The 13465-nt window shown below is 44.3% G+C and carries 9 protein-coding genes; 8 read left to right on the top strand and 1 reads right to left on the bottom strand.

The genetic code is table 11. The features are described 5' to 3' along the window. Positions 1-28 precede the first annotated feature (28 nt). The gene (gene efp, locus B2866_RS05645) at positions 29-601 is read right to left on the bottom strand and encodes an elongation factor P (protein WP_102077618.1); all 573 of its coding nucleotides are present in this window, start codon (positions 599-601) and stop codon (positions 29-31) included. Positions 602-774: 173 nt separating this feature from the next. Here efp and epmB point away from each other — a divergent pair, with 173 nt between their 5' ends. The 8 genes from epmB to B2866_RS05605 form a co-directional block, all read left to right on the top strand. Further along, the gene (gene epmB / locus B2866_RS05640) at positions 775-1782 is read left to right on the top strand and encodes an EF-P beta-lysylation protein EpmB (protein ID WP_296191460.1); all 1008 of its coding nucleotides are present in this window, start codon (positions 775-777) and stop codon (positions 1780-1782) included. Between the two features lie 286 nt (positions 1783-2068). Then, positions 2069-3937 carry a hypothetical protein gene (locus B2866_RS05635; protein WP_296191458.1) on the top strand — a complete coding sequence of 623 codons (1869 nt, stop codon included), beginning with the start codon at positions 2069-2071 and terminating at the stop codon, positions 3935-3937. Positions 3938-4127: 190 nt separating this feature from the next. Beyond that, complete coding sequence (locus B2866_RS05630) at positions 4128-6236, top strand: EAL domain-containing protein (protein ID WP_296191456.1); 2109 nt, start codon at positions 4128-4130, stop codon at positions 6234-6236. Between the two features lie 164 nt (positions 6237-6400). Next, entirely contained in the window at positions 6401-6856 is a 456-nt protein-coding gene (locus tag B2866_RS05625; protein ID WP_296191453.1) for a c-type cytochrome, read from the top strand. Positions 6857-6939: 83 nt separating this feature from the next. After that, positions 6940-7899, top strand: a complete 960-nt coding sequence (locus tag B2866_RS05620) for an AAA family ATPase (protein WP_296191451.1) — start codon at positions 6940-6942, stop codon at positions 7897-7899. 35 nt (positions 7900-7934) lie between these two features. Beyond that, positions 7935-9011, top strand: a complete 1077-nt coding sequence (locus B2866_RS05615) for a hypothetical protein (protein ID WP_201589287.1) — start codon at positions 7935-7937, stop codon at positions 9009-9011. After that, the gene (locus B2866_RS05610) at positions 9008-11248 is read left to right on the top strand and encodes a DUF3488 and transglutaminase-like domain-containing protein (protein ID WP_296191446.1); all 2241 of its coding nucleotides are present in this window, start codon (positions 9008-9010) and stop codon (positions 11246-11248) included. Before B2866_RS05615 ends, B2866_RS05610 begins: the two co-directional genes overlap by 4 nt. A 514-nt stretch (positions 11249-11762) precedes the next feature. After that, positions 11763-13465: ESPR-type extended signal peptide-containing protein (locus B2866_RS05605; RefSeq protein ID WP_296191443.1), on the top strand; the 1703-nt coding region annotated here is incomplete at its 3' end.

Raw genomic sequence — 13465 nt, 5'->3', positions numbered from 1 at the left:
AAGCTTTTTTTAAACGAGATAAAGACGCTTAGTTAACGCGCGTTTGGTAATCACCAGTACGGGTGTCAACACGAACCACTTCACCTTGCTGGACAAATAACGGTACACGTACCACAGCACCTGTCTCTAGGGTTGCAGGTTTGCCGCCACCACCTGACGTATCTCCGCGCACACCAGGATCGGTTTCAGTAATTTGCAGTTCAACAAAGTTAGGCGGCGTTATAGATAACGGCACACCATTGAATAGAGTGATGGTGCAAAGCGCGTTACTGTTTTCTTTTAGCCATTTTAGCGCATCACCAACCGCGGTTTTGTCGGCTTGTAATTGCTCAAAACTCTCAGGGTGCATAAAGTGCCAAAACTCACCATCGTTATAAAGATAGTTCATTTCTGTATCGATAACATCCGCCGCTTCCAAGCTATCGCCTGATTTAAACGTCTGCTCGAGCACGCGACCACTGCGTAAGTTGCGCATTTTGACACGGTTAAAGGCTTGCCCCTTACCCGGTTTGACAAACTCATTCTCAAGAATGGCATACGGGTTGCCATCGAGCATGACTTTGAGACCAGCTTTAAATTCGTTAGTAGAAAAACTTGCCACGGAAGACTCCTAAGGGTTGTAAGTATTGTCATCAATAATTGGATGTGGGGTTTGCGCCTTGCTGTGCTAAAGCTGTCTATGACGCTCGAGGTTTATGAATAATTCGTATGCTTTGATAGCAGACGTACTAAGAGCGTATAATAGCGGCTTTTGGGCACAGGTATAAGGTTGTCATGATAAACCATTTAATCACACAAAAAAACTGGCAAACGCAATTATCCGAAGCGATAACCTCTATTGATGAGTTGCTTGAGCTACTAAAGCTTGAATCATTGCGCTCAGAGGTCTATATACCTGAACATTTTACGCTGCGTGTGCCGCGCGGTTTTGTGGCAAAAATGACGGTTGGTGACGTTGATGACCCTTTGCTTAAACAAGTATTGCCCAATAAACAAGAACAAATTGCTGTGACCGGTTATGTGGCAGACCCTTTAAGCGAGAATACGCACAATCCGGTGAAAGGTTTACTGCATAAATACCAATCAAGAGTCTTATTAACCATTACGGGTGCTTGCGCCATCCATTGTCGTTACTGTTTTCGTCAGCATTTTGACTATAGCGCCAATATGCCAACCGCCGATGCCAAAGAGCATATTATCAATTATATTAGCGCCCATTCTGAGATTAACGAGGTGATTTTAAGCGGCGGTGACCCGTTAAATGTTACCAACAGACGCTTATTTGCTTGGCTCGATACCTTAGAGGCGATTCCGCAACTGACCACCATCAGGCTGCATACCCGTTTGCCATTGGTCATTCCAGCGCGTTTAGATGAGGCGCTATTAGAAAGACTGTCGCAAAGTCGCTGCCAAATAGTGATGGTGATTCATTGTAATCATGCCAATGAGATTGATGCGCTGACCGCTGAGTATTTGCAGCGTGCGCGCGCAGCGGGCGTCACTTTATTAAACCAAGCGGTACTGTTAAAGGGTATCAATGATAGCGTGACGGTGCAAACAGCATTGAGTCAGCGCTTGTTTGCTGCTGGCGTCCTGCCTTATTATCTACACGTATTGGATAAGGTAGCTGGTGCTGCCCATTTTGATAGTGACGAGCAAGCTGCTATTGCGCTTTATTGGTCGTTACTGGCAGTATTACCTGGTTATTTAGTGCCAAAATTGGTGCGCGAACTACCGAATAAACCCTTTAAAGTACCGATTGATATTTACAATGAAACTTAAAATAGGCAATATGGTACATCAGAATTTTAGTAGACAAATAACGATTAAATTATTATTAACAGTCGTTTTCAGTGATAAGTTTAAAAAATTCCATAAATCAGCATCTTTAAAAAAACACAGATCAGACTTATTTGTAGAGCAGTTAGCGGTCGGATTTGAGGTTTGTGCTTAAGTGTTTTTGGCTAAGTGATTTGTACCTGAGTGGTTTAAGCCTAAGCGTCGTCTATAAAGGTAAATTCTAGAGATAGACTTCTATTGATAGCCTACGCAATTACTAAGGATAGTAATGGTAAATTTATCGACATTTCAGCAGTATTTAACAACGAATGCGCCCTTATCGCAACCATTGCCTAGATCGTTTAATAGCGATGAGCAGCATTTGCGCAAATGGGCTGCGCTGTTGCCCCTGCAAACAGAGACGCAGCAAATAGAGCAATTAGAACAAGTGCTTACAGAATTGCGCACGGCAAATATAGATGATCGACAACGTCTGACGCTATTTAATATTGTGCTGGATGCGGCCAATCAGCTGATTGCGCTGCTGCGCCAGCATTATATCTATGAGACGCAGGCTTTCAACGCTTATCAGTTGGATTATGTGGCACAAGTGAAGTCGCTATACTATTTAATGATTATGGGTTACGACGGCGTTATAAAACGAGAGATTATTTTTTTAGCAGATAATGAGTCGCAATCAACCACCAATCTGTGGCAGCGCTATTTTACCAATGACAAATCCTCGCCGATTACTTTGGCCATTGCAACCTATCAGACGCTGCTGATGTATCAAAAGTTACTGTTTGAAGAAGCGCTTTGCTATCAAAAGCCTACAGCGTCCTTATGGTCTAATATTAATCAGCTCTACTATATGGCTTGCCAACAGCGGACAGTGGATATTGATGTCAGTACTTATATCACCACCTACTGTGCGGATACTATCCATCAGTTATATGCTCAGTTATGTTTGCATAGCTTGTTAAACGTGCGTGCCATGCGCCGAGCCAATATCTTGATGGTACAGCGTTTGCTATTAGAGTGGAGTGAACACCTTATTATAACAGTAGAGCCGCAGACGGAGACAAAGGTGTTCGTCAATTTAAATAGTGACAGCGCACCGACGTATTTGACCGCCCATTGTGCGATCAATCCTTATGATGCCCATCATGATTGTGTATTTATCGAGTTAGCGGCGCTGGTCGCTCATTTGAAATCGCGTAGGGATAAACTTATCGAGGAAGGTCGAGAAGGCGCTGAATATTGCTTGCTTAACACGGTTGCCATGACATTAAGCTATCGCTATATCCAGCCTCGCTTGACACTACCCATCAAGCAAAGTGCCAAACAAGAGGCTTACGTCATCACGCGATTCAATGACATTCATTACCGCGTCAGTAACCAGCAAAGCTTATCAAGTTTGATTGTCGCTAAAGTGCTGCCAGATTATCAGCAACCCCGCTACGATACCTTGCCAAAAAAACATGCCAACGATAAAGGGTTAGCGGTAGAGACATTTGACGGTAGATTTAATGATGGCGCTGTCAATAATGACGATTTTTCTATTTTTCGTACCTTGCGATTATTGCCCAAACCAAAAGAACCAGTGGCAACGGCTGAGCATATGGCGTGCAAAAACGTTCATTCATTTTTTGGCCCTGAGGCATCAATAAAAAGCAGAGAGACAAATGATACCCTCGAAAAAGACTATAGTCCTAAAGGTATAAAAGATATAGCAAGGATTGCTAATAATGACGTGCTAGATTCTATTAAACCGCCATCACTGCGTATTATGAGTCTGTTCTTATTATGTCGTCCTCATCAATCAGCGTCACCTGACTGGTCAATAGGGGTGGTACGCTGGCGCGAGATGGATAACGAAAAGCCTGAAATTGATTGGCAAGTACTTGGTCATCAGCTCATCGCCTGTGGTATTCGTCTGCACAATAGAGACAATCGCAGTCGGCATTTTGTACCAGCGCTTGTCGTTGGGGGCGATGAGCAATTACAGACTGTTTGTAGTTTGATCGTGCCGACTTCCCATTTTCAAGTAGGAGATAAAGTCATGATGCGTATTGATAGCAAACAAAAAACATTGCGCTTGGTACGGCGTTTAATGATGAACGACGAGTTTAGCCAATATGAAGTGGTACAACTTTAAATAGTTATCTATTAATAGCTTAGATAAGTGTAGGACGATCAATACTTAAGAATTGATCATAGGTTAAGCATGTTTGGTTTAAGTTTGTTTAAGTGTTTATAACATCGCATTGAGGTTGTAACTTAAGCAGCAGTCGATTACATTATTGTTTATAATGAAAAAATCGCTACTACCATTTAAAAGGCTTTTTATGCGTACTCAGTCCATCTTAAACTTATTAGTAATCGATGACGATCAGCTCTATGCTGAGCGTATCGTCGACTTGCTAGGTTCATATTATGATAGTGTGAACTTGGGGTTTTTAGATGATAAAGAGGAGCTGCTAAAGGCGTTACGCCAGCCGTGGGATACCTTGGTGTTTGGGCAAGCTTATGATATGAACTTTACCGAGGTAGTCGGTATTGTCCAAGAGCAAGGTATTGATTTGCCATCGGTTTGTTTGATAAATAAAGATACGATAGCCAATGCTCATAACGAAGCGGGCTTACCCTCTATTTTAAATGGCACAATGGTCAAAGCGCTGAGCGCCGATCAAGAAATGGCAGTAGTCATGGCGATTTGTTTGCTCCATGACAACCTACGCAGTCGTCAACAGCTTAAAACTTTACAGCATGTCATCTCTGAAGCAGAGCAGCGCGCCAATGTGCTGATTAAAAACTCTAAAAGTGCCGTTGCTTATATCGATCAAGGTATTCATATTTTTGCCAATGACCCGTACTTACAGTTGTTTGGTTTTGAATCAATGAATGACATTATTGGTATACCGGTAATTGATTTAATAGCAGGCGGTGATAATGTCAAAGCCTTTAAGCAGTTTTTACGTCAATTTGATAAAGGCAACCGCAAAGATGTTGAGTTTAATTTTGAAAGCAAACGTACCGATGGCAGTACCTTTGAAGCAAAATTACAGCTGGCAGTCGCGACGCTTGATGGCGAGCCCGTTACCCAAATTATTATTCAGCAAAATAACACTAATAGCGCCGACGTTGCCAAGCGTTTGGCAGCAGCCGAACGTAAAGACAGCTTAACGGGTATTGATAATCGCCTCGGCTTTGAATTGCAGCTGACTAAAGTGTATGAACAAGCGAAACAAGGCGCTTTGACGGCAGGATTATTTTATATTCAACTCGATAATGTGGGTAAGATTAGAAGTAGCTTAGGTTTACAAGGTGTTGATACCACCGTACAACAAGTCGCGTATGCCTTAGATGAGCTAATGACAAATGAGGTAGCAGCAGACAGCTATGTGAGCCGCTTTAGCGATACCGCTTTTACTATCTTGGTAGAAAATCAAAATACCGCTGCGCTTGAGAAATTGGCTAAGAAAATTGGCTCGACCATTAGTGACATGCTAATCGAGGTAGATAAACGGACGACAAGTACCACAGCAAGTATTGCGATCGTAAAAATAGAAAAAAATACGCCTGAGCCAAGAGTGTTGCTCGAGCGGGCGCTAGATGCTATCAATCAAATTATGATTGAAACCTCCAATCACGGTGATAAATACCATCTGTATGACGCCAGCGAACATGCCAATAGTGATGATCATGCCCTTGCTGAGTCTTTAGTCGATGCCATTGCTAATAATCGCTTTGAGCTGTCTTTCCAGCCCATATATGATATCAATCATGATCGTAGTGATTTCTTTGAAGTATATCTGCGTTTGCCACTAGCGGATGCAAATAATACAGTATTGACCCCCGACCAGTTTATGGCGGTGGCCAAAGCGCACAAGCTCCTTGAAAAAATTGACCGCTGGATATTGATCAATGCCTGTAAAAAAATCAATGACGTGCGTAAATCCCATCCAGATGCAAGGTTATTGGTACAACTGACCAATGCGTCGTTGATAGATAAAAAACTGCCGAGCGTCGCTAGTCAACTCATCAATGCTGTTGGTGGCAAAGCGGGCGCGTTAACCTTACAGTTTAACGAAAAAGACATTGCCGATCATTTGACTGTCGCAAAATCGCAATTTAAAGCGCTTAACCAAGTAAACTGTCAGCTGGGTATTAATAATTTTGGCTCGTCTGCTAAATCGGTTGAGCTGGCCAATTTTGTGCAGCCTGATATGGTGCGCTTAGCCCGCAATTATGTCGATAGCCTTGATAACCCAGAGAATTTAGAAACGGTTAAGTCGCTCATCATGCGTACCAATGAAATTAGCGTTGATGTCTTGATGCCATATATTGAAGATGCGGCGACCATGTCAGTCGCGTGGAGCGTGGGCGCACGCTACTTACAGGGTTATTATTTAGAAGCACCTAGTAATACCATAAAAGTGGCAAGCGAGAGTTAAGTCTAGGTAACTAATTTTTATTTTTACCACATAACCCATATTTAACGGTTAGCAACGATATATACTTCTACGCAGCGCTATGTATGTTTGTCCTTTTTATCTTGTATTGTGGTTGAGATAGACGCATACATAGCCCATGCTTCTCAATTTAAGATTATTCCACCATGTCTATTATCAAAAGATACCCATTAGGCGCTGTATGTGCCGCTATGCTATTGCTCACCGCTTGTGAAAAAACACCGCCTGATTATCGAGATCCGGTTACGCTGCCGCTTTATACTGAGGGCGATGCCGATAACGGTGCGCTGATATACCAAGACGCATGCGGTCAGTGTCATCAGCTTAACCCTGGGCTCAATAAAAAAGGGCCGCAGCTGATGAATATTTATGGCGCAAAAGCCGCTGAGCTAGAGGATTATACTTATAGCGAAGGGCTTGCAACTTCAGGTTGGGTATGGGATGCCAAAACATTAGACACTTATATCGCTGATGCTGAAAAAGCCATGCCCGACTCAAAAATGCTGTCAGATCCGATGCCCGATAGTAAGGAGCGTGCCGATGTGATTGCCTATTTATCTACGCTGCGGGCACCGGTACCAACAGTTGATGAAACAAAATAGCAGCAACGCCTGATTGAGAAGTACCTGACAGAGAGGTGTTTTTTTTTAACCTATTTCATTAAAAAATGAGCCAAGAATCGATAATGAACCAAGCCACCAATGACTATCGCCATAATCAGCAAAAAATTGCTCAGCTAATGGCGCAATTAAATCAAATAGTGCTAGATAAACCCGAGGTGGTTAAACTGGCGCTCAGTGGTATTTTGGCAGGCGGGCACTTGTTGTTGCAAGATCTGCCAGGTATGGGTAAAACGACGTTGGCGCAAGGCTTGGCGCAATTGCTCGGGTTGAGTTTTAGCCGTGTGCAATTTACCAATGATATGCTGCCAGCAGATATCTTGGGTATGAGTATTTTTGATCAAAGTCAGCAGCAATTCGAGTTTCGTGCCGGTCCTATCTTTACGCAGTTGTTACTCGCCGATGAGATCAATCGCTCTAGCCCTAAAACCCAAAGCGCGTTATTAGAAGCCATGGAAGAGCGGCAAGTGACGCAAGATGGTCAAACCTATCCATTGCCGCAGCCATTTTTTGTCATAGCCACCCAAAACCCTTTGCAGCAAGCGGGCGTCTATCCGCTGCCTGAATCGCAGCTAGATCGTTTTTTATTGTGTTTGTCGCTTGGTTATCCATCGCCTGCCGCTGAGCGCGAGCTGTTAAAGGGACAAAATCGCCGTGAGCTATTAAAACAGCTTGGCGCCGTACTAGATACCGAGGCGGTCCTATTAGCGCAGCAAGGCGTCAAGCAGGTTTATGTCGCTGATGTAGTATTGGATTATCTGCAAAGACTGGTTGCAAAAACGCGTGCAAGCTTTGATTATCATGGTTTATCACCGCGTGGCGTACTATCACTACAGCGTGCGGCGCAAGCCTATGCTTATGTATCGGGACATATGGAAGTGACGCCTGAAGATATTCAAGCGGTGTTTGCGGCGGTCACTGACCATCGACTTGGCCAGCGTTTCGTGCCTGCACACGTGACTGGCGGACAAGTCACACAAACTATCGCTCAACGTATATTGGCAGACGTGGCTGTCGTTATTTAATTGTTTGCATCTTTTATGGTAAGGATAGGGTAGTCATGAGCATATTGCCAAAAGCCTTAACCGTACCAGCTAGATCATTATTAAGCCGTTGGTTTGCCGCGCGTGCCCCCAAAAGCGATAATGCGACGCTGAATTTGCGTAACGTCTATATCTTTTTTAGCCGTGAAGGGTTGCTGTTTGCCGTTTTATTAATCATCACCTTTATCGCTGGTATCAACTATGGTAATAACTTGGTATTGGGGCTGTGCTTTTATCTCATTAGCGTCTGGCTCATTAGCTTTCATGTAACCTTCGCCCATATCTCGGGTCTGCAAGTCCGTCTGCTTGATGTCACCATGGCGGAAGCCGGCGCGCCTGTTTGGGTCACGTTGCAGCTGCGTAATGACAGCCGCCGACCAAGACGACAGTTATTATTTACCTTTGAGCAAGTTGCCTCTGAGCAGACTGAGCAAAAGCCTTATAAAAAAGCCGATAAAAACAACGATAACCAGCATGAGATTAATGCTGATAGTCAGCTCTCAGTATTGGTCACGCGCCTACAAGACGAGCAAATCATTCGTTTGCCGGTGCAGACTTATCGTCGTGGGCAGTTGCAACTACCAAGATTAAAAATAAAAACCGTTTACCCCTTAGGGATTATGCGCGCATGGTCATATGTCTATTTCGCCCGTAGCGCGTGGGTTTACCCAAAACCTGAAACCTTTGATTGGCAAGCACAATATGCCATTGCCAGTCCGGAGGATTTGCCGATAGGCGGGCAATATCGCCAAGGTCAAGACGACTTCGAGCGGCTTGATAACTATATCGAAGGCGAGTCGTTAGCACGCGTTTCTTGGGGTCACGTGGCGCGCGGCCAAGGGATGTTTACCAAGCATTTCGCTGATCCTGTTGGCCATGAGCAAACCTTAGACTATACTGATATGCCAGCGGCGCAGCATGAACAAAAACTGGCGCAAATGGCGTACGGGGTGCTGACATTGGGTGAACTTGGCGTCCCATTTAACATGCGCTTACCCAATGAGATAACGGTTAATAAGCATGCTACTGCAACGATGGGCGAAGGCGAGGCGTTTGCACAAGCCTGTTTGTTAAGATTGGCAAAATCACCATGAACAACTTCAAACACCATGCTGCAAGTGAGACACAGATAAACCCTGCGAACTTTGCGCAATTGGCATTGGGGCAAAATATCAGTGCCCCTAATGGCGTGAGCAGCCATCATAAATGGACTCGCAAGCTACTTGCCTTGCCAGCCTATTATTGGGTATTGATTGCGCAAGTTATCGTTATTTTACCGCATGCAGCGCACTTGCCGTTATGGCTCATAGGTTTTGCGCTGGTCAGTATCATTGCCCAACTACCGCGTATTAAAGCTAAGTTTAAAAAACTGACGCATTTAAAACGTGTCTATCAAAGTATGCAAATGCTTGGCTTTTTACTTGGGCTAGTAGGTTTATGGCTGACCTATAACACGGCATTTGGACTGGATATGGGCGTGGCGTTTTTAGTGCTGTGCCTTATCAGTAAGCTGTGGGAATTGTACAAGCGCCGTGATGCTTATGTGGTGCTCAATTTATCTTTGTTTGTCCTTGCTTCACTGTTTTTGATGGATCAAGGCATTGTGACGACAGTAGAGGTAATCATCGGTGCGGTCATTGTATTATTAGCGTTTATAGCGCTTAACGATGATGGCAATACTCGCGGTGATGGTCGCCTGCGTACTTTGGGTGTGCTGGGTATTGGCGCATTGCCGCTGTTGGTCGTGCTGTTTTTATTCTTTCCACGCTTGCCGCCACTATGGTCAGTACAGCTCTCAGGTCAGCAAGCGACTACAGGTGTCTCTGACAGTATGTCGCCCGGCGACTTTGCCAATTTGGGTCAGTCAACTGAGCTGGCTTTTCGGGTAGAGTTTGCAGATAAGCGCCCGCCACAACAGCAGCTCTATTGGCGTGGTTTGGTTTTTAGTGATTTTGACGGGGTCACATGGCGTCCCAGTTCGCAGCAACGAGAATGGCAACCCGCGCCGCGAATGCCAAATTGGATAGCGAATGCCTTAGCGACTGTTCCTGATGAGGTGAAAACTACCCCGAATCGCTATCAAATTATCTTAGAGCCGACGCAGCAAAACTGGCTATTTGGCCTGGATTATCCTTTTGCTCAGCAGCAAGATATCAGTATTACCTCAAATTTTACCTTAAAAAAAGATCAGCCGGTTACCCAGCAGCTGCGCTACGATGTCTTGCAGTTTGCGCCGATGCGTATCGACCCTGTACTGTCTGATGAGTCGCGCCGTCTTAATCTTGCATTGCCAAGTAGCGGTAATCCGCAAGCACGCCTACTGGCGCAGCAGTTATTTGCCCAGTCTGACTCGGATCCCGTGCGTTATATACAGGCAATCGAGCGCTGGATAAATCAAACCGAATTTCGCTATACGCTATCACCGCCACGTTTAAATACCAACCGTATTGACGAGTTTTTATTTGACACCAAAGCGGGATTTTGTGAGCATTATTCTTCTAGCTTTACCTTTATGCTGCGCGCTGCTGGTATTCCTGCGCGAGTAGTGGCAGGCTATCAAGGCGGTGAGCCTAGCCGTAACGGTAACGTTTGGGAAGTGCGGCAAATGGATGCGCATGCTTGGACGGAAGTCTGGCTTGAGGGTCAAGGCTGGGTACGTGTCGATCCCACGGCTTTTGTCGCCCCTGAGCGCGTCGAGCAAGGCATGGATGCGCTGACACAGGCGCGAGGAGCGACAATGTTCGGCGATGGTGCTGGGGCACAAATCAGCTATCAGCAGTATCAAATGCTGCAAACCTTACGCCGTCTATCAGACCAAGCGAGCTACTATTGGCAAAAAGACGTCGTTGGTTATGATCAGGATAAGCAAGCTGACTCATTGCTCAAATGGTTTAATATTCGCTCAATTATGCAGCAAATCACTTGGTTGGCAGTAAGTGCCATTAGCGTTATGGCGATTCTTGTGTTTGTTATCTGGCAGCGTCGCCGCAAACGTTGGCATCCAGCAGACCTGCCACTTGCCCAACTCTCAAAACGCATCGCTAAAGCGGATAAGTCGCTTGCTCGTGATGATAGCGAAGGCCAATTGGCTTGGCTTGCGCGTTTGGCAAGCGTAATTGATGATGACAGTGGTCAAAATAGTAGTAAGCATAATAATGCCAGTAAGCTAACTGCTAGTGGTGACTCAAAAACTGTTCAAGTAAAAATTGAGCAGATTCAACAACACTATCGCAAGCTACGCTATGGCCGTTTAAGCACACTTGCAACCAGCGATAGCGAATATCAAACGGTGCTTAAACAGCTCAAGAAAGAGACAAGTGAATTGTTCTAAATAATTTTAAAAGAATCACTTAATCACTTAAACTATACAAAGAGGCCCTAATCACAAGATTGGGGCTTTTTTGCATCCATCATAACTAACTAAATTTAAACGGGAGGTTTACGCTATCAAAAGAAAGTCGTTTTTGAGGCTTATTTTAGCTAGGAGGTGAATGACTGTTTAGTTATATACCTAGCATAGACTTTAGTTCTATATTATCTACCTATTATTAATAGAATGCTATTTTCATTATATGTATTTAAATGAATATAATTTTAAATAAATAAGTTCTATCTTACTGAAAAAACTGATGAGCGGTTCTAATTTTAAGATGAGTGACGTTGTGCTTCTGTACATATATGTATTAAAATGTAATAAACAAAAGTTCTAAATGTTTATAGACTTTTAAATCTTAATTAAGTAATTTTTAGATATAGCAGTTTAGCGTATTAGTAGTTTGTGCTCATCTATGCTTCGCCATAATCACTAAGCTATTCATCTTTTAATGAAGACAGGGAAATTCAGTATGAACCGTAATTACAAAGTTATTTGGAATACCTCATTAAATTGTTTTATGGCCGTCGCAGAGTATGCTAAAAGCCGTGGTAAGTCATCTGGCGGTGTTGTCAGTTCTAATGCAGGTGCTAGTGTGACAACAGGAGGCACGCGACTATTGCGCTTGAGTGCTTTGTGTGCAGGGTTAGTGGCTGCTGGAATGAGTGTGCCGACGATGGCTGCTTGTACAGGTACTAATAAGGTTCTATGCGGAGATAATACCTCTGGTGGTACTAGTGCAGTTGTTGTTGGAGCATATGCTAATGCAGCAGGAACTCAATCAATAGCTATCGGTGGAACTGATGGAGGAGGCACTCCAACCACCGCTAGTGGCGATCAATCTATTGCTGTTGGTGCTAACGTTGTATCTTCAGGCAGCTCTTCTATTGCTATCGGTGGAGATGATTTAAATAGAGCTTCAAAAACTAATATAAACGGTTCAGAAACTAGTGGTGCTACTACTAATAACGGTGAAGTAAATACAATTTTTAAAAAGTACTCTGGTGGCCGTAACTTAGTAGGAAGTGGGTCAGCAGGTACTCCTGAAGCCCAATACGTAGATACGAAAGCTAGTGGCGCTGCATCAGTGGCTATTGGTGTGCAATCTTTATCAAGTGGCGCTTTATCAACTGCCTTTGGCACGCAAACTAGAGCTTCGGGTATTGCTTCTGCCGCGTTTGGTGTATCAGCAAATGCTTCTAAAGAAGGCTCAGTTGCTATAGGTGCAGGTAGTCAAACTGACGGAAGTGCAACTAAGATCACAAAACAGACCGTGAATGGTGTTGAGTTTACAGGATTTGTAGGTAACTCTAGCTTTGCTGGTACTGCCGCTGATGCTGGACGCCAAGTGTCTGTGGGTCTTATTGGCAATGAGCGCCAAATAAAAAATGTAGCACCAGGTGAGTTATCTGCAACTTCTACCGATGCAATAAATGGCAGCCAGATTTACGCAGTAAGTAGCAAGTTAATTGATAATATTAATGCAGTCAAAACAACGACTGATGCTGTCGTTGCCGGTACTGCTGGTTTAGTAAAGCAAGCAAATGGTACAGCACCAATCACAGTAGGCGCTCAAACAGGCGGCACAAGCGTTAGCTTTGCGAACTCAGCTAATGTAGATCGTCAATTAAAAGGCGTAGCAGATGGTATTAATACTAACGACGCCGTAAACGTTGGTCAGTTGAATACCACCAATACAAACGTCACCAATGCTCAAAATGCAGCCAATGCAGCACAAACTACTGCCACTACCGCCAATACAACCGCTAATAGCGCATTAGGCAAAGCCAACCTAGGCATTAAAGTAGGTAATGGTACAACCAATAACCAATTTGCGTTAGGTAGCACCATCAACGTAAAAGGTGATAACAACCTGACTAGCACCACCACAACCGATGGTGTGCAAGTGAGCTTGAACAAGACTCTTAATCTTGGGGCAACTGGCAGTGTCACCACAGGCAACAGCACGTTAGATACCACTGGCTTGATCATCACAAATGGTCCAAGCGTAACGGCGAGTGGCATTAACGCTGGCGGCAAAAAGATCACCGGTGTGTTAGCAGGCGTGGCTCCCACAGATGCAGCCAACGTATCTCAGCTTAAAACCAGCTCAGTTGTAGCGGGTAACAACACCCGCGTCAGTTCGACCACCACAGGCAACAACACTGAATACAC

It is taken from the genome of Psychrobacter sp. UBA3483 (assembly GCF_002377905.1).
Classification (GTDB): domain Bacteria; phylum Pseudomonadota; class Gammaproteobacteria; order Pseudomonadales; family Moraxellaceae; genus Psychrobacter.
Note: the sequence above shows the minus strand (reverse complement) of the source record. Positions and strands in the feature narration are given on the sequence as shown.